The 16,233-nt window shown below is 70.8% G+C and carries 18 protein-coding genes and 1 tRNA gene; 7 read left to right on the top strand and 12 right to left on the bottom strand.

Annotated elements, in window-relative coordinates; genetic code table 11:
• The first annotated feature begins 51 nt into the window (after positions 1 to 51).
• From E4K62_RS06525 to E4K62_RS06515, 3 genes are all read left to right on the top strand, one after another.
• On the top strand, positions 52 to 993 hold the full coding sequence (locus tag E4K62_RS06525; protein ID WP_135065125.1) for an AraC-like ligand-binding domain-containing protein: 942 nt from the start codon (positions 52 to 54) through the stop codon (positions 991 to 993).
• Between the two features lie 184 nt (positions 994 to 1,177).
• Entirely contained in the window at positions 1,178 to 1,762 is a 585-nt protein-coding gene (locus E4K62_RS06520; protein ID WP_135065122.1) for a hypothetical protein, read from the top strand.
• Entirely contained in the window at positions 1,755 to 2,294 is a 540-nt protein-coding gene (locus E4K62_RS06515; protein WP_240742841.1) for an RNA polymerase sigma factor, read from the top strand. Before E4K62_RS06520 ends, E4K62_RS06515 begins: the two co-directional genes overlap by 8 nt.
• Positions 2,295 to 2,751: 457 nt before the next feature.
• Here E4K62_RS06515 and E4K62_RS06510 read toward each other — a convergent pair.
• Positions 2,752 to 2,825, bottom strand: a tRNA-Pro gene (locus tag E4K62_RS06510).
• Between the two features lie 160 nt (positions 2,826 to 2,985).
• Between E4K62_RS06510 and E4K62_RS06505 the strand changes: the two genes are divergently transcribed.
• The gene (locus E4K62_RS06505) at positions 2,986 to 4,437 is read left to right on the top strand and encodes an HNH endonuclease (protein WP_135065119.1); all 1,452 of its coding nucleotides are present in this window, start codon (positions 2,986 to 2,988) and stop codon (positions 4,435 to 4,437) included.
• A gap of 44 nt (positions 4,438 to 4,481) precedes the next feature.
• Complete coding sequence (locus E4K62_RS06500; protein WP_135065116.1) at positions 4,482 to 5,063, top strand: GNAT family N-acetyltransferase; 582 nt, start codon at positions 4,482 to 4,484, stop codon at positions 5,061 to 5,063.
• Here the strand turns inward: E4K62_RS06500 and E4K62_RS06495 are convergent.
• The gene (locus tag E4K62_RS06495; RefSeq protein WP_187270361.1) at positions 5,047 to 6,222 is read right to left on the bottom strand and encodes a low temperature requirement protein A; all 1,176 of its coding nucleotides are present in this window, start codon (positions 6,220 to 6,222) and stop codon (positions 5,047 to 5,049) included. The genes E4K62_RS06500 and E4K62_RS06495 overlap by 17 nt on opposite strands.
• A gap of 50 nt (positions 6,223 to 6,272) precedes the next feature.
• On the opposite strand from E4K62_RS06495, the gene E4K62_RS06490 reads away from it, so the two are divergent.
• Positions 6,273 to 6,953, top strand: coding sequence for a lysoplasmalogenase family protein (locus E4K62_RS06490; RefSeq protein WP_240742840.1), 681 nt, complete (start codon positions 6,273 to 6,275; stop codon positions 6,951 to 6,953).
• Positions 6,950 to 7,318 carry an RNA-binding S4 domain-containing protein gene (locus E4K62_RS06485; RefSeq protein WP_240742839.1) on the top strand — a complete coding sequence of 123 codons (369 nt, stop codon included), beginning with the start codon at positions 6,950 to 6,952 and terminating at the stop codon, positions 7,316 to 7,318. The genes E4K62_RS06490 and E4K62_RS06485 overlap by 4 nt, the downstream gene beginning before the upstream one ends.
• A gap of 3 nt (positions 7,319 to 7,321) precedes the next feature.
• Here the strand turns inward: E4K62_RS06485 and E4K62_RS06480 are convergent, their stop codons facing one another.
• From E4K62_RS06480 to E4K62_RS06435, 10 genes are all read right to left on the bottom strand, one after another.
• Positions 7,322 to 8,227 carry an NUDIX domain-containing protein gene (locus tag E4K62_RS06480; RefSeq protein WP_135065110.1) on the bottom strand — a complete coding sequence of 302 codons (906 nt, stop codon included), beginning with the start codon at positions 8,225 to 8,227 and terminating at the stop codon, positions 7,322 to 7,324.
• A 30-nt stretch (positions 8,228 to 8,257) separates the two neighbouring features.
• A complete protein-coding gene (der, locus tag E4K62_RS06475) occupies positions 8,258 to 9,730 on the bottom strand; it encodes a ribosome biogenesis GTPase Der (RefSeq protein ID WP_374108111.1) in 1,473 nt (490 codons plus the stop codon).
• Positions 9,731 to 9,773: 43 nt separating this feature from the next.
• Positions 9,774 to 10,493: a (d)CMP kinase gene (gene cmk, locus E4K62_RS06470; protein ID WP_205805889.1), complete on the bottom strand. Its 720-nt coding sequence runs from the start codon at positions 10,491 to 10,493 to the stop codon at positions 9,774 to 9,776.
• A complete protein-coding gene (locus tag E4K62_RS06465) occupies positions 10,486 to 11,616 on the bottom strand; it encodes a prephenate dehydrogenase (RefSeq protein WP_135065100.1) in 1,131 nt (376 codons plus the stop codon). Before E4K62_RS06465 ends, cmk begins: the two co-directional genes overlap by 8 nt.
• Positions 11,613 to 12,380: a pseudouridine synthase gene (locus E4K62_RS06460; RefSeq protein WP_135065097.1), complete on the bottom strand. Its 768-nt coding sequence runs from the start codon at positions 12,378 to 12,380 to the stop codon at positions 11,613 to 11,615. The genes E4K62_RS06465 and E4K62_RS06460 overlap by 4 nt, the downstream gene beginning before the upstream one ends.
• The gene (gene scpB / locus E4K62_RS06455; protein ID WP_135065094.1) at positions 12,377 to 12,958 is read right to left on the bottom strand and encodes an SMC-Scp complex subunit ScpB; all 582 of its coding nucleotides are present in this window, start codon (positions 12,956 to 12,958) and stop codon (positions 12,377 to 12,379) included. Before scpB ends, E4K62_RS06460 begins: the two co-directional genes overlap by 4 nt.
• A complete protein-coding gene (locus tag E4K62_RS06450) occupies positions 12,948 to 13,754 on the bottom strand; it encodes a segregation and condensation protein A (protein WP_240742838.1) in 807 nt (268 codons plus the stop codon). Before E4K62_RS06450 ends, scpB begins: the two co-directional genes overlap by 11 nt.
• Positions 13,738 to 14,652 carry a ParA family protein gene (locus E4K62_RS06445; RefSeq protein WP_135065088.1) on the bottom strand — a complete coding sequence of 305 codons (915 nt, stop codon included), beginning with the start codon at positions 14,650 to 14,652 and terminating at the stop codon, positions 13,738 to 13,740. Before E4K62_RS06445 ends, E4K62_RS06450 begins: the two co-directional genes overlap by 17 nt.
• Positions 14,653 to 14,713: 61 nt before the next feature.
• Positions 14,714 to 15,637 carry a site-specific tyrosine recombinase XerD gene (gene xerD / locus E4K62_RS06440; RefSeq protein WP_135065085.1) on the bottom strand — a complete coding sequence of 308 codons (924 nt, stop codon included), beginning with the start codon at positions 15,635 to 15,637 and terminating at the stop codon, positions 14,714 to 14,716.
• 1 nt (position 15,638) lies between these two features.
• Positions 15,639 to 16,232 (bottom strand): NUDIX domain-containing protein, encoded by a 594-nt coding sequence (locus E4K62_RS06435; protein ID WP_135065082.1) that lies wholly within the window; start codon positions 16,230 to 16,232, stop codon positions 15,639 to 15,641.
• Between the last annotated feature and the right edge of the window lies 1 nt (position 16,233).

Here is a 16,233-nt window from a genome sequence, read left to right as displayed (position 1 = left end):
TACGAGAGTCGATCCCGACCGCCTTGACTGTGGATCTCACGATGCTTGACGATGCGTCTCAACTTGGGAATGGCGATGGCACCGACCCCACGAGAACAGGTGGATCTGCGGACTTGGCGAGAGCGTCTGAGCGAGTCCTTCGTTCGGCTGGATGTCCTGTCGCTGCGCTCGGATGATTATCTGCGCACGCGGATGTCCACCGCCGTGAACGGCTGGGTCCGGGCGAGCACCGTCGATGTGCGAGGCGAGCCTCACGTGGTACGTCGAAGCCGGGCACGCACCACGGACGATGGCGGGGCACTTCTCGTTTCCGTGCAGCTGGGAGGCACCTGCGTCGTTCGTCAGGGTGGCCGCGAGGCCTTCCTCGAACCGGGCGACATCGCTGTCTACTGTTCAAGCGAGCCGTACGATCTTGCGTTTCCAGGTGGGACCCATCGACAGGCGGTGTTGCAAGTCCCACTCGCCGACACGGTCGCCATGAGGTCGCTACTGGGCAAGACCGCCGTGCGCGTGCCCGGGTCGCACGGGCTCGGTCGCGCGGTCGGCCCCCTCATCACAGCGATCCCGCGCGCTATCGAAAACTCGAACGCCGTCGAGGCTGAGCGGCTGACGCTGTCCGGGTTAGATCTGCTGGCGCTCTCCCTATCCTCTGGCGATCGGATCTCCCGGTCGGCAGAACTGCTTGATAGGGCGCGCGCATTCATCGCGATGAACGCGGACGATCCCTCGCTGACCCCACCCTCCATCGCCGTCGGCGTGCATCTATCTCTCGCGCACCTGCACCGGGTATTCCAGCAATCCGACAACAGCGTCGCCGAGACCGTCAAGAACATCCGACTCGAGCGTGCGGCCGCCGACCTCAGAGATGAGGGCCTCCGCGAATGGACGATCGCGGAGATCGCGGAACGTCGCGGCTTCGCGGACGCCTCCTCGTTCTCTCGCGCTTTCGCCTCGAGATTCGGCATGCCACCTATCCGCTGGCGGAATGGGTAACCGCTCAGGCCGACGAATACGGTCAGGACCCACAATGCCGCCGAATCTGCCGTCTCCCCCTAGCAGTGCACAGGCGAGGCGGTTTGTCCGTATTCCGATCGGTGAGCGACACCTACCTAGGCGAGGTAGCTGACGATTCTGATGATCGCGTTAAGTTGTGGTCGATGGCGGACATGTACGAGTCATGGAGCAGATGACGCTGGATGACCTCCTTGCTCGATCGGGATCGCTGACTGAGCAGTCGACGCGGGTCGACGCGCTTGCAGCCGAGATGGCGCGGGAGATCACGACCGAGGTGCGACGACCGTGGTGGCGGCCGCGGTCAGCCGTGGCGACGGTGACTCTTGCAGGTGTCCTCATCGTCGGCGCTGGCGCCGCGGTGGCGGTGCCGTTACTCAACGACTGGTGGATGTGGGTGCCGTCCGATGACTTGTCATTCCGGTCCGAGCCGATCGCCGTCGACGGGGCGGTTGTGACGTGTGAAACCCAGTTGCGAGCACTCGCCGACGGGAAGACAGCGGGTGATGACTCCATCGAACGTCTCCAAGCAGCACGGGCCTGGCTCCGCTCGGTAGATCTTGCCTCGTTCGCCGATGAGGCGCGCGAAATACGAGAGATCGGAGGAGTCGGTAACGGTCCACCGGAACTTGCTGACAGCATGGCGTTGGCCATCGCGATCGGGCTCGAGATGCAAGAGCGCGGGCTGACCGGCGGCGGCGTGAAACTCGACAGCTCCACGAACTGCCCGCCGGAGGTGTTCGATGAGTGATTCGGGTACGCCGGAACCGGGGTCTTCGGAATGGCTGCGGATGATCGCTCCGGAGCTGCTGGCCTTTTTCCGTCGCCGCGTTCGTGTCGACGAAGACGCAGCCGACCTGCTGTCGGAGTGCCTTCTTACCGCGTGGCGTCGGCGTGCGGCGATACCGGTTGGTGATGAGCAGGCGCGAATGTGGGTGTACGGGGTCGCTGGCAACACGGTGAGGAACTGGGCGCGCAGCAACCAGCGCCACCACCGACTCGCTGACCGCCTGCGACAACAGCTGCGGATCGCAAGCGTGCCACCTCAGCTTGACGAAGTCCGCGCCGCAATCAGCCGCCTCCCAACCGATCAAGCCGAACTGATCCGACTTGTGCACTGGGAAGGGTTCAGCGTGATCGACGCGGCGACAGTTCTTGGCGTCAGCGAATCCACCGCGCGAGGCCGGTACCAGCGCGCACGCCACACACTCAGCGACGACCCGACACTCAACGCATTGCGACCCGCCGCCGCAAAAGCAGACCCATTACGCGACGCCCGATAGGTCCGGTCGGTCAGTAGGCGCCTCCCCGCTCAATGGCGCGTCCGCTCTGAAGCGGATTCTCACTCGGGCGGCGCGGCCCTCGTTTAGGACTGCGAAGGTGAAAGCCAGCCCAAGCAGAGGCCCAAACCAGCGATGAAGGCCGGGGCCAAGCAGTGATACGACAACGGTACGGCTCTCACCACCGGACCGCCACGCATCCCAGCCGGCACCTCAGGGCCCGCAGGCGGATCGATCAGACCCCCAAACTTCGAGGGTCAGGTGTCTACGGCGCCCATACTCAGTAGGTGCGCCCGATGCCGCTCCACCGTTCCGATGCAACCGGATGGGAGTCGAGCTAGTCGACGCTCAGCGCCGCGATACGGCGCTGAGCGGATAAGAAGATGGCATTTGCGATCACGTGGTCACGTCTCACCAACTAAGAAGTCCCGGGAACCCTCAGGTTCCCGGGACTTACCGGTCGGGATGACAGGATTTGAACCTGCGACCCCTTGACCCCCAGTCAAGTGCGCTACCAAGCTGCGCCACATCCCGGTCCGTTGCCCGCAAGCGGACAACTCCACCATCCTACCCGCTCCGCAGACCTCCCGCGAACGCGCGCGGCCGCGTCCTCCCCATGGCGGGCGGCCCGAGAGTTCTCCACAACCCTCCTCGACATTCGAACGAATGTCCGAGGTTCGTGGTTCCATGAAGTATGACGAACCCGGTGGACGCCCTCCTCGACACACTGACCGCGCTGCGGTCGGCGTGGGTCGAGGCGAGCGGTTCCGGCGCGGATGAGCGCGGCATGTCGGCGGCGGCGCTGCTCGACATCAATCAGCGCATCGCGGGAGCGCGTCGCCTGCTCGACGGTGTGCACGCGCGCGTGGCCGCCGAGATGTCGGCGCGGTCGCGACCGGAATTCGGCTCCGACGGGCTGGCCAGACAGGCGGGGTTCCGCTCCCCCGCCAAGCTCATCGCCGCCGCCACGGGCGGCCACACCGGCGACGCCGTGCGCCTCATCCAGGTCGGCGAAGCGACCCGCGAACGCACGCTCTTCTCGGGCGAAGCGGCACCCGCACGCCACCCGCACATCGCCCGCGCCCTGCACGACGGAATGGTCAGTGTCGCCGCGGCGTCCGCGATCAGCGCGATGCTCGACCGCGTCGCCGTCCGCGTCGACGCCGACACACGAGCGGATGCAGAGACCGCACTCGTCCGGCAGGCACCGCTGCTGTCCCTCGACGAACTGCACGCGGTCCTGCGTCGCGCGGAGGCGCACCTCGACCCCGATGGCCTCGAGCCCGTGGTGGGAGAACTGCACGGGCAGCGGTCGCTGAAGATCCAGCAGGACGCCACCGGAATGACCGTCCTCACCGCCCGCCTGGATGCGGAGACCGCCGCCCCTATCGTGGCCGCCATCGACGCGATCGTCACCACTCAGCTCCGCACCTCGCGCGGACACAACACCGCGTCGGGTCTGACCGTCGACGACCCAGCCGGCGATGCAGCCGATGATGCGCCGGCCACGAACGGCGGTCCGGTGGCTCCCGAGACCCGCTCTCTTCCGCAGATGCGCGCCGACGCGCTCGCGGCGATCTGCCGGCACGCCTCCGGCTGCGACCAGAACACTCTGCCGAAGCCGTCCACCGCGGTCGTTGTGCGCATGGATCTCAGCCAGCTGCGCGAGGGCGCGGGTGTGGCGACGATCGACGGCATCGAGCAGCCCATCGACGCCGGCACCGCCCGCAGGATGGCCGCCGCGGCCGACCTCATCCCCTGCGTCCTCGGAACCGCGAGCGAGGTCCTCGACTTCGGCCGTGCCCGCCGCCACTTCAGCGCCGCGCAGCGACTCGCACTCGTCGAACGCGACGGCGGATGCGCGTTCTGCCATCTGCCCCCCGCCTTCGCCGAAGCCCACCACATCCGCTGGTGGCAGCGCGACGGCGGAACCACCGATCTGGCCAACGGCATCCTGCTGTGCACCTCGTGCCACCACCGGGTGCACGCGGACAACTGGGAGATCCGCATCGAGGCCCCACCCGGCGCGCCACCCTCGGCGGGCACGGTCTGGTTCATCCCACCGTCCCATGTCGACCCGCACCGCGCACCACGGCTCGGCGGACGACGACGCTTCGACCCGCTCGCCTACCACCTCGTCGCCTGATGCCCGATCTGGCGAGTGTCGGGACACCGGCCTATCGTTCCGGCATGAGCGTTCAGATCCTCCCCGCCACCGCCGACCGCTTCGACGACGCCGAGCATGCCCTCACCGGCGGCGGCGACGGCCCCTCCTGCCAATGCCAGTGGTGGACCCTGCGCAACGAACCGTTCCGCACGACCACGAAGGAGGAGAAGATCGAGATGCTCCGCGCAGAGCTTGCCACCGAGCCCTCCCCCGGTCTCATCGCCTACGTCGACGGCACCCCCGCCGGGTGGGTCCGCGTCGGCCCCCGTGTCCGGCAGGCCCGCATCGCCGCCACGCGCATGATCACGGCGAACTCCCCCGAACCGCTCGATGACCCCTCCGTCTGGGCGGTGACGTGCTTCGTCGTGCGCAAGGAGCACCGCGGCTCCGGGCTCATGGCCCGCCTCCTGGATGCAGCCGTCTCGCACGCGCGCGACGGCGGCGCCCGCGCGGTCGAGGCCTACCCCTTCGATCCGACGGTCAAGAAGCGCCCCGCCAACGAGCTGTACCACGGCGTGCTCCAGGTCTTCACGGACGCCGGATTCGACATCGTCGCCCAGCCCCGCCCCGACCGGGCGCTCGTATCGCTCACGCTCGACGCGTAGCGCCGCGCGCAGCATCCACCTCCAACGCGACCACGACACCCGTCATGACGAGCGCGGCCACCACGAACTCGCCCACCGCGAGGAGTCCCGCCAACGCCACGAGCACGCTCCCCGCCACCAGAACCACCGACACCCACCGCGCCACCCGGCGGCGCAGCAGCAGCGCCCACGCGCTCACGAGGAACACCGCCAGGGGTGCCGTGAGGGCCAGGCCGGCCGCCGCATCCGAGATCTCCGTATGCCCGGTGACCTCGTCGATCTCCACCTCCACGCCCGATGACACGGCGCCGACGGCCGCGAAGATCACGTAGTGCACGTACCCGAACGTGAAACCGCCCCGGAGCTCCCCGAGGCCGTCGTACTGCTCACGCGCGAAGTAGATCCACCAGATCGCGGCGGTGATGAACAAGCCCGACCCGGCCAGCCACAGCAGTTCGGCGACGTGCTCGCCTTCCGCGATCGCGTCGATGAGCGCATTCGCCGAGGCCAGCAGGCTCTCGCCCAGCAGCAGGAGGGTGAACAGGCCGAACCGCTCGGCGATGTGGTGCGGATGCCACTGCGTCCGCCCCCGCAATTCCGCCCACACCGGCACCGCGAGTTCGGCGATCACGAGCAGCCCGAAGGTCCACGCCGGCGCCTCATCGCCCAGCACCGCCGCGCGAGCCACCCACAGCACCTGCACCGCGCCGATCCCCGCCGCCATCCGCACCGCCGTCGGACGCGACGCGGAATCGGATGCGGCGACCCGCAGCCACTGCGCCACCATCGCCAGCCGCATCACGACATAGCCCAAGGTGATCACGGTGTAATCGGAGAGCAGCATGGCGTCGCGGACACCGGCGGCCAGTACCAGCACGCCGCCCATCTGCACGATCGCCAGCGTGCGGTACAGCCAGTCGTCGGTATCGAACGCCGACGCGAACCACGTGAAGTTCATCCACGCCCACCACACCGCGAAGAACACCATGAGGTAGGTCAGCACCCCCGCCCCGATCCGTCCTTCGCTGATGAGGTCGTGCAGCGTGCTCGAGGCCTGCGATACCGCCACCACGAAGACGAGGTCGAACAGCAGCTCCAGGGGCGAGGCCACCCGATGGGACTGGAGCGCATCGCGCGCCGTCATCCGTCGCAGGCCGAAACGTGCCGCCGCATCCGTCATGCGTCCGATTATGGGCCGCGGGTGCGCGGCGGCGCCCCTACGATGAGCGGATGACCACCGCACCGATGCAGGCCCGCCCGGCGACGCGGACGGCGATCGGCGGATTCGTTCCCTACGCCCTGATCTCCGTGGTCCACGTCGGCGCCCTCGCTGTCGACGCCTCCGCGATCGCCGGCCCCACCAAGCTCCTGCTCATGCCCGCCTTGGCCCTCGCGGTGCTGTGGGCGGCGCGCCCGCTCCGCGCCGGACGGACGCTCGTCCTCCTGCTCGCGGCCATCGGCATGTCGTGGCTGGGCGACGGCGCGGCGACGTTCTTCCCGTTCCTGCCCGAACTCCCCGTCATGCTCGCGTGCTTCGGGCTCGCGCACCTCGCCTACATCTGGCTCTTCGCCCGCGAGCTCCCCGCCCGGCGCCTGCCCCGCTGGACGGCGGTCTACCTCGTGTGGTGGGTCGTCCTGCTGGCCGTGCTGTGGCCCCACCTCGGCGCGCTCACCGTCGCCGTCGCCCTGTACGGCATCGTGCTGGCCGGCACCGCGGCCACGGCCGCCCGCACCACCCGCATGATCACGTGGGGGGCGGTGTTCTTCCTCACCTCCGACACCCTGCTGGCCTTCCGCATCTTCGTCCCGGACGCCCTGCCGGAATGGACGGGCGCCCTCGTCATGCTCACCTACACCCTCGGCCAGGGCCTCATCGCCGCCGGCGTCGTCCGCGCGCGGAGGATCTCGTGACGGCCGGCTCCGTCCGCCTGGACTCGTGGCTGTGGGCGATCCGCGTGTACAAGACCCGGTCGGCGGCGACCACCGCGTGTCGCGCCGGTCACGTCCGCGTCAACGGCGAACGCGCGAAAGCGGCGCAGCAGGTCAAGCCCGGCGATGAGCTGCGCGTGCGGATCGCCGGGTTCGACCGCATCCTGGTGGTGCGGGAACCGATAGCGAAGCGCGTGGGAGCGCCGCAGGCGGCGCTGGCCGTGGACGACCGCACGCCGCCGGCTCCACCGCGCGAGAGCATCCCCGCGTTCGCGCAGCGCGACCGCGGTGCCGGCCGCCCCACCAAGCGCGAGCGCCGCGAGATCGACCGCCTCCGCGGTCAGTGAGGCTCAGGGCAGCCGCTCGAGCAGCCAGCCCGCACCGTGCACGGCCGCACCCACGGCGAGGACGCGGTCGGCGAGTCCCCGATCGCTCGTGATGACCGTCACCTGCTCCCCCGCCTCCACCGCGCGCGCGGCCTGAGCGGCGATCTCGTCGTCACCGGAGGCGGGAGCCTCGACCACCTCGACGGAGCGGGATGCCGCGGCCGCCGCATCCCGCGCCCGCCCCTCCAGCACGACCACGACGCGCGGGAACCACGTGTGCTCGTCGAGGGAGAGCACCGCTCCGGGAACCCCGCCCGCCAGCCATCGCTCGACCCGGTCCATCAGACGTCCCGCCGCCCCCGCCCGGTCGCGCCACCAGCCGTCCGGCACCGACCCCACCACGTTCGCCGCGTCCACGATGATCGTGGGGCGCACCGGCAGGAGCGTCCGGAGGCGCCCCCACGCTCCCGCGAACCCGGGGTGCAGCGGGTAATCGTCGACGGCATCGACCGGCACCCACGACAGCTCCACGCTCTCGGGGTCGCTGATCACCGGCTCGAACGGCTGCACGACGTCGGCGACCACGGTGGCGTACGACCAGAAGCCGAGGTCGAGGACGCTGACGAGGCGAGCGCGCACCGCACCGTCGGGGACGCCGGCCTCCTCCGCGGCCTCGCGCATCGCGCCGCCCACGGCCGACTCGTCCTCGTGGCGGGCACCGCCGGGCAGGCCCCACGTGCCGCCGAAGTGGCTCCATGCCACGCGGTGCTGCAGCAGCACCCCGCGGCGCGGGTCCCATGCGAGCAGTCCCGCGGCGCCGAATCGGCCCCAGTACCGCTCCCCCGTGGGCGCGACCACCCACGCGTCGCCGGGATCCCGCGGCCCCGACGGGCGTCGCGGTTCTCCGGGTCGGGGCGGCTCGGTCGTCACCTCTTCAGCCTGTCACACGCCCCGCTGCGCTCAGCGCTGCCGGCGCTCCCGGATGCGCATGTTCAGCACGATGGGCGTGCCCTCGAAGCCGTAGATCTCGCGCAGGCGGCGCTGGATGAAGCGGCGGTAACCGGGATCGAGGAACCCGGTCGTGAAGAGGACGAAGGTGGGCGGCCGCGTGGACGCCTGCGTACCGAACAGGATGCGCGGCTGCTTGCCGCCGCGCAGCGGATGCGGGTGCTCGGCGACGAGCTCGGAGAGGAAGGCGTTGAACTTGCCCGTCGGGATGCGCTGGTCCCACGACGCCAGCGCTGTCTCCAGCGCGGGCACGAGCTTCTCGAGGTGACGACCGGTGCGCGCGGAGATGTTCACTCGGGGCGCCCATGCGACGTGGGCGAGATCCTGTTCGATCTCCCGCTCGAGGTAGCGCCGGCGATCCTGGTTCTCCAGCTCGGGCGTCGTGAGCAGGTCCCACTTGTTGAACGCGAGCACCAGGGCGCGACCGGACTCGAGCACGAGGTCGATGATCCGCACGTCCTGCTCGCTCAGCGGCTGCGACACATCCAGCACGACGACGGCGACTTCGGCCTTCTCCAGCGCGGTCGAGGTGCGCAGCGACGCATAGAAGTCCGCGCCCTGCTGCAGGTGCACGCGCCGGCGGATGCCCGCCGTGTCGACGAGGCGCCACAGGCGCCCGCCGAGTTCGACGACCTCGTCCACCGGGTCGCGCGTGGTTCCCGCCAGTTCGTTGACGACCACGCGCTCCTCGCCGGCCGCCTTGTTCAGCAGCGACGACTTGCCGACGTTGGGGCGGCCGAGGATCGCGACGCGGCGCGGGCCGCCGATCTCGAACTTCGCCACCGCCGAGACCTCGGGGAGCACCTTCATGACCGCATCCAGCAGGTCGGCGACGCCGCGCCCGTGGATGGCCGAGACAGGGTACGGCTCGCCCAGGCCCAGGTTCCACAGCGCGGCGGCCTCGGGCTCCTGCCGCGCGTCGTCGATCTTGTTGGCCACGAGGAAGACGGGCTTGCCGCTGCGGCGCAGGAGCTTCACGACGTGCTCGTCGGTGGAGGTGGCCCCCACTCGTGCGTCGACGACGAACAGCACGACGTCGGCGAGGTCGATCGCGATCTCCGCCTGCAGGGCGACCGAACGGTCGATTCCGCGGGCGTCCGGTTCCCATCCGCCGGTGTCGACGAGCGAGAAGCGGCGGTCCATCCACTCTGCCTTGTAGGTCACGCGGTCGCGCGTGACACCGGGGGTGTCTTCCACGACGGCCTCACGCCGGCCGAGGATGCGGTTGACCAGCGCCGACTTGCCGACGTTGGGGCGACCCACGATCGCCACGACGGGAAGGGCGGGAAGGTACTCGATCCCGTCGCCGTCCTCGGCGAGACCGGCGAGGAGCTCGGCGTCCTCCTCATCCAGGTCGAAGTCTTCCAGGCTCGCCCGGAGAGCCGCGGCGCGCTGGTCGGCGAGGGCCTCGTCCAGCTCGTCCATCTTCTCGGCGAGCTGGTCTGGCCCGCCTTCGTACTCGTCTTCGTCAACGCCCATCGAGGGCTCCAATCGTGCGTTCGACGACGGCGAGAACCGCGTCGACGGTGTGGGGGAAATCCAGGTCGGTCGAATCGACGACCTGCACGCCGGGGGCGGCGGTGAGGAAGTCGACGACGGTGGAGTCGGATGCGTCGCGGCGGTGCAGCGCGGCCGCGACGGCGGCGGCGTCCTGTGTGGTCACTTCGGCGCTGCGTCGCGCGGCGCGGACCTCGGGAGCGGCGGTCAGCAGGATGCGGACGGGTGCGTCGGGAGCGACGACCGTCGTGATGTCGCGTCCCTCCACGACCACGCCCGGCAGTCCCGACTCAGCCACGAGCCCGCGGAACAGCGCGTTGACGCCGTGGCGCACGGCCGGGATGCGCGCCACGCCGCTGACGGCGTCGGTCACGCGCGACTCCCGGATCGCGGCGGTCACGTCGTGCCCGCCCACGCGCACCCAGTACGCGTCCGGGTCGAGCGAGATCGCGAAGTCGAAGTCGCCGAACACGTCCAGCACGGCCGAGGCGTCGGAGGTGTCGGCGCCGTGCTCGAGGGTGTGCCACGCCAGCGCGCGGTAGGCGGCGCCGGTGTCGAGGTAGCCGAAGCCCAGTCGACGGGCGACCTCCTTCGACACGCTGGACTTGCCGCTGCCGGCCGGGCCGTCCACGGCGATGATCGTCGGGCCGGCGGTCATGGTGGACTCCGTCGTCGATGTGGACTCAGTCATTGGTGCTCGCAATCCGCCAGCCGCGCGCGGTCAGGCCTTCGGTTGCCGGGCGGACGGCGTCGGGGACGACGCTGATCTCGGCGAGACCGAACTGCGCGCCGGGCGAGTGCTCCAGGCGCAGGTCCTCGACGTTGACGCCCAGGTCCCCGAGCTCCCCGAACAGGCGCCCCAGCTGGCCGGGGGTGTCGTCGATCATCACCACGAACGAGTCGAAGCGGCGGTTCTGCCCGTGCTTGCCCGGCAGACGCTCGACGCCGTCGTTGCCGCGGCGGATGGTGTCGGCCACCGCGCGGCGTGCGCCCGGGGCATCCGGGGCGCGCAGCGCCGCCGCCACGGCCGAGAGGTCGGCGGCGAGCGCGTCGAGCACGTCGACGACCGGCTGCGCGTTGGCGCCGAGGATCTGCACCCACAGCTCGGGGGCGGAGGCGGCGATGCGCGTCGTGTCGCGCACGCCCTGTCCGGCCAGGCCCAGCGCCCCGTCGGGGGCGTCCACGAAGCGTCCGGCCAGCAGGCTCGCGACCAGCTGCGGCACGTGCGAGACGAGCGCGACGGAGCGGTCGTGCTCCTCCGGCGACATCTCCAGCGGGACGGCGCCCAGATCCAGGGCGAGGCCCTCCACCAGGGCGAGGTCGTCCGCCGGCGTTTCGCCGTCGCGGCACACGACCCAGGGGCGACCGATGAACAGGTCGGCGCGCGCGGAGATGGCGCCGCCGCGTTCGCGTCCGGCCAAGGGGTGCGAGCCGATGTAGTGCGTCAGGTCGATCCCGCGTGCGCGCAGCTCGTGGAGGGGCTGGAGCTTGACGCTCGCGACGTCGGTGACGACGACGCCGGGGTGGGCGGACAGCTCACGCGCGATGACGTCGGCGGTGACATCGGGAGGCACGGCCACGACGATGAGTGACGGGGCGTCGTCGGGCTGCGCCATGCGCCCCGCGCCGTAGTCCACGGCCAGCCGCAGCTGCGCGGGAGACGCGTCATCCAGCGCCACGTCGATGCCGCGGGCGGTGAGGGCGTGGCCGATGCTGGAGCCCAGGAGCCCGGCTCCGACGATGCGGACCGTCCCTCGAACGCGCGGGGCCAGCGGTGCGGCCGCGCGCGCGGAAGAGTTCGTCGAATCGCTCACGGGGTGTCGTCCGGTGCGCCCTCGCCACGGGAGAGGGTCAACAGCGCACCGCGTTCCAGCTTAGTCAATTCGCGTGCCCGCCCGACCGGGAGGGTTCCCAGGTGCAGCGGACCGAACTGCCGGCGCACGAGCTCGACGACCGGATGCCCCACCTCGGCCATCATGCGGCGCACGATGCGATTGCGGCCGGAGTGCAGGGTCAGTTCCACGAGGCTCGAGTCGCCCGAGGCATCCAGCAGGCGCGCCTTGTCGGCGGCGATGGGTCCGTCCTCCAGTTCGATCCCGCGCGTCAGGCGTGCGATCGTCTGGGCCGTCACGCGCCCCTGGACCCGGGCGATGTACACCTTGGTGACCCCGAAGGACGGGTGTGCCAGGACATGCGCGAGGTCGCCGTCGTTGGTGAGCACGAGCAGCCCGCTGGTGTCGGCATCCAGCCGGCCGACGTTGTAGAGGCGCTCGTCCCACTCCGCGGTGAAGCGGCGCAGATCGGGACGGCCGCGCTCGTCCTTCATGGTGCTCACGACGCCGGTGGGCTTGTTGAGCATGACGTAGCGCTTGCCGGTGTCCAGCTGCACCGCCACGCCGTCCACGTCGATGAGGTCGGCATCCGGATCGACGCGGCTGCCGAGCTCGGTGACCACGACGCCGTTCACGCGAACGCGTCCCTCGACGATGAGCTGCTCGGACACGCGGCGCGAGGCCACGCCGGCGTTGGCGAGGGCCTTCTGCAGCCGGACCCCCTCGGTGCTGCGCGGTTCGCTCATCGCACGCCCTCCAGGTCGAAGCCCTCGGAGCCGTCATCCAGCAGCGGCGAGATGTGGGGCAGCTCGTCGAGGGAGTTGATGCCGAGGTTCACCAGCAGCGCGTCGGTGGTGCCGTAGTTGATCGCGCCGGTCTCGGGGTCGGTGGACACCTCCGTGATGAGGCCGCGCGAGAGCAGGGTCCGCACGACCGAGTCGACGTTGACGGCGCGGATGGAGGCCACCTGCCCGCGCGTGACGGGCTGCTTGTACGCGATGACGGCGAGGGTCTCCAGCGCTGCCTGCGACAGCCGCGACGGCGCCTGGGTGTTGACGAACTCCGACACGAGGTCGTCGTACTCGGCCCGCACGTAGATGCGCCACCCGCCGCCGACCTCGCGCAGCTCGAAGCCCCGTCGCGGCCCGCCGGTGCGGCCGTCGTAGTCGTCCACGAGCGCGTCGACCGCCTGGCGCACCGCGGCGACGGGCGCCCCCACCGCGGCGGCGAGGCTGACGAGGCTCTGCGGCTCGTCGACGACCATGAGGATCGCCTCCAATCGGCGCGCGACATCGCCCGTCGCGGTCGAAGGGTCATCGGTCATAATCGGCTCCCAGAGTCGCGAGGTTCTCCTCCGACCACCGTTCGGCGGTCCAGCGGAGCGTGAGTTCGCCGAGCGGTTCGACCTGCTCGAACGACAGTGCGGCGAGCCGGTACAGCTCGAGCACCGAGAGGAATCGGGCCACCACGACCCCCGTCTGCGTGACGCCGGCAACGAGGTCGCGGAACGTGAGCGCACCCGAGTCGCGCAGCAGCGTGACCACGACGGCCGCCTGCTCGCGGATGCTCACCAGCGGCGCGTGGAGGTGGTCCAGGCCCACGCGCGGGATCTCCTTGGGCGCGAAGGCGAGCAGGGCGAGCGCGGCGAAGTCGTCGGGGCTGAGGCTCCACACAAGCTCGGGAGCGGCGTTGCGGTACTTCTCGTCCAGCCGCACGGCGCGCACGTGCCGGCGGTCTTCGGACTGCAGGCGCTCGGAGAACCAGCCGGCCACCTCCTTGAACGCGCGGTACTGCAGAAGCCGGGCGAACAGCAGGTCGCGGGCCTCCAGGAGCGCGACGGATTCGGCGTCGACCAGTTCGCCCTGCGGCAGGAGGCCGGCGACCTTCATGTCCAGCAGCGTCGCTGCCACGACGAGGAACTCGGATGCCTCGTCCATCTGCGCGTCCGGTCCCATCGCCCGCAGGTAGGCGATGAACTCGTCGGTGACGGCGCTGAGGGCCACCTCCGTGATGTCGAGCTCCCGCTGGGAGATGAGGGTCAGGAGAAGGTCGAAGGGGCCGTCGAAGACCGGCAGCGAGACGCGGAACCCACCGTCCGTCGCGTCAGGCGACGGCGCCACGGGCGACCAGCTCCCGCGCGAGGCGCAGGTACGCCTGGGCGGCAGCGTGCTCGGGGGCGAACTCGGTGATCGGGACGCCCGAGACCGACGCATCCGGGAACTTCACGGTGCGCCCGATGACGGTCTCCAGCACGTCGTCGCCGAACGCCTCGACCACGCGCTCGAGCACTTCGCGCGAGTGCAGCGTCCGCGGGTCGTACATCGTGGCCAGCACGCCGTCGAGCGTGATGGCCGGGTTCAGGCGGTCGCGCACCTTGTCGATCGTCTCGATCAGCAGCGCGACGCCGCGCAGGGCGAAGAACTCGCACTCCAGCGGGATCACCACGCCGTGGCTCGCGGTGAGGGCGTTGACGGTGAGCAGGCCCAGCGACGGCTGGCAGTCGATGAGGATGACGTCGTACTCGGGCGCCACCTTGCGCAGCACGCGCGCGAGGATCGTCTCGCGCGCGACCTCGTTGACGAGGTGCACCTCGGCGGCGGACAGATCGATGTTGGCCGGGATGACGTCCAGGCCCTCGACCGAGGTGTGCACGATCGTCTCGTGCGGGTCGCGCTTGGTGTCCAGCAGCAGGTCGTAGATCGTCGGCGCGTCGTGGGTCTGGATGCCCAGGCCCGCCGAGAGCGCACCCTGCGGGTCGAAGTCGATCGCGAGCACCTTGCGGCCGTACCCGGCGAGGGCCGCGGCGAGGTTGATGGTCGTCGTGGTCTTGCCCACGCCGCCCTTCTGGTTGCACAGGGCGATGATGCGCGCGGGACCGTGGCCGTCGAGCTTCGGCGGGGTCGGGAATCCGTGGTAGGGACGACCGGTCGGGCCGAGGGTGACCTCGTCACCCCCTGCCGCGGCTTTCGCCTTGCCCTTCGTCGTGCTGCCCGCCACCGACTCTCCTGCCCTTGCCATTACGTGCACCGATTCTAGCCGGGGTGACCCCGCGCCACGGGATGCGCGCCGCATCCGTGGGTTACCGGGCGCGCGGATGCGACGTGGCGTACACGTCGCGCAGGGCGTCGACGCTGACGTGGGTGTAGATCTGCGTCGTGGACACCGACGCGTGCCCGAGCAGCTCCTGCACGACCCGTACGTCCGCGCCGCCCTGCAGGAGATGCGTCGCGAACGAATGGCGCAGGGTGTGCGGCGAGACGTGCGCGGTGAGGCTCGCACGCTCGGCCGCCTGCTGCAGCACGAGCCACGCGCTCTGCCGCGACAGGGGCGCACCGCGCATTCCGAGGAACAGGCGCGGGGTGGCCGGTCCGCGACGGGCGAGCTCGGGGCGCACGCGCGTCAGGTAGGCCTCCACCGCGCGCCGCGCGAACGACCCCACCGGGACGATGCGCTCCTTCGAACCCTTGCCGCGCACGCGCAGCACGTCGCCGTGCGCGAGGTCGTCGACGTCGAGCTGCACGATTTCCGACACGCGCGCGCCGGTGGCGTACAGCAGCTCCAGCAGCGCCCGGTCGCGGATGCCCGCCAGCTCGCCGGGCGCGGCATCCTCCGGCGCGGGTCCGGAGGCGTCGATCAGTTGCGACACCTGGTCGATCGTGAGCGCCTTCGGCAGGCGCCGCGCGGCCTTGGGCGGGCGCAGGCGCCCCGAGGGATCGTCGTCGGCGATGCCCTCGCGCGCGAGGAATCGATGCAGGCCCCGCACCGAGGACTGCAGGCGGGCGAGGCTGGATGCTGCCGGCGGGGGCTGCGCGGAGGCGCGCTCGGCGGCGAACTCCGACACCAGGGCGTCGGTCACCTCGTCGGTGTCGTCCACACCGTGGCCGGCGAGCCACTCGACGTAGCCGGCGAGGTCGCGCCGGTAGGCGGCCACGGTGTGCTCGGAGAGCCCGCGCTCGAGCGAACTGTGCCGCAGGTAGGCGTCGACCGCGCGCGGGAGGCGCACGTCACCGCCCCGCCGCGTCGCCCGCCTCGCGCCGCAGCACCTCGGCGGCGGCCAGGACGCTCGCCACGAGGATGCCGTTGGACACCCGCCCGGCCATGACGGCGTCGACGGCCTCGCGCAGCGGCACGCGGGCGAGCGTCATGTCCGCCTCCTCGTCGGCACGCGCGAACGCCTCGGGGGCGTCCGACAGGCCGCGCGCGAGGAACACGTGCACGACCTCGTCGTTGCCGCCGGGACTCGTGCGCAGCGACAGCAGGGGCTGCCAATGCTCGGCGACGAGGTCGACCTCCTCGGCCAGCTCGCGCCGGGCCGTCTCCAGCGGCGGCTCCCCCGCCACATCCAGGAGCCCGGCGGGGATCTCCCAGTCACGCAGGCGGAGGGGGTGACGATACTGCTGGATCAGGACGATCCGCTCCTCGTCGTCCAGCGCCACCACCGCCGCAGCCCCGGGATGCTCGACGTACTGCCGGACGATCTCGCCATCGCCGTAGCGCACGGTGTCGGAGCGGACGTTCCACACCGCTCCGCGGTAGACGACGTCGCTGGCGACGACGTCCGGCTCCACCGGCTCGTCGTGCAACTGGGCGGCGTCCACG

It is taken from the genome of Microbacterium wangchenii, assembly GCF_004564355.1.
GTDB lineage: Bacteria > Actinomycetota > Actinomycetes > Actinomycetales > Microbacteriaceae > Microbacterium > Microbacterium wangchenii.
This window is presented reverse-complemented; position numbering and strand designations above follow the sequence as displayed.

Bases quoted from the DNA above. Each gene is read 5' to 3' on its own strand.
- E4K62_RS06525 (WP_135065125.1), top strand. From the start codon at position 52: ATGCGTCTCAACTTGGGAATGGCGATGGCACCGACCCCACGAGAACAG.
- E4K62_RS06520 (WP_135065122.1), top strand. From the start codon at position 1,178: ATGGAGCAGATGACGCTGGATGACCTCCTTGCTCGATCGGGATCGCTG.
- E4K62_RS06515 (WP_240742841.1), top strand. From the start codon at position 1,755: ATGAGTGATTCGGGTACGCCGGAACCGGGGTCTTCGGAATGGCTGCGG.
- E4K62_RS06505 (WP_135065119.1), top strand. From the start codon at position 2,986: ATGACGAACCCGGTGGACGCCCTCCTCGACACACTGACCGCGCTGCGG.
- E4K62_RS06500 (WP_135065116.1), top strand. From the start codon at position 4,482: ATGAGCGTTCAGATCCTCCCCGCCACCGCCGACCGCTTCGACGACGCC.
- E4K62_RS06495 (WP_187270361.1), bottom strand. From the start codon at position 6,222: ATGACGGATGCGGCGGCACGTTTCGGCCTGCGACGGATGACGGCGCGC.
- E4K62_RS06490 (WP_240742840.1), top strand. From the start codon at position 6,273: ATGACCACCGCACCGATGCAGGCCCGCCCGGCGACGCGGACGGCGATC.
- der (WP_374108111.1), bottom strand. From the start codon at position 9,730: ATGGACGAGCTGGACGAGGCCCTCGCCGACCAGCGCGCCGCGGCTCTC.
- cmk (WP_205805889.1), bottom strand. From the start codon at position 10,493: ATGACTGAGTCCACATCGACGACGGAGTCCACCATGACCGCCGGCCCG.
- E4K62_RS06460 (WP_135065097.1), bottom strand. From the start codon at position 12,380: ATGAGCGAACCGCGCAGCACCGAGGGGGTCCGGCTGCAGAAGGCCCTC.
- scpB (WP_135065094.1), bottom strand. From the start codon at position 12,958: ATGACCGATGACCCTTCGACCGCGACGGGCGATGTCGCGCGCCGATTG.
- E4K62_RS06445 (WP_135065088.1), bottom strand. From the start codon at position 14,652: ATGGCAAGGGCAGGAGAGTCGGTGGCGGGCAGCACGACGAAGGGCAAG.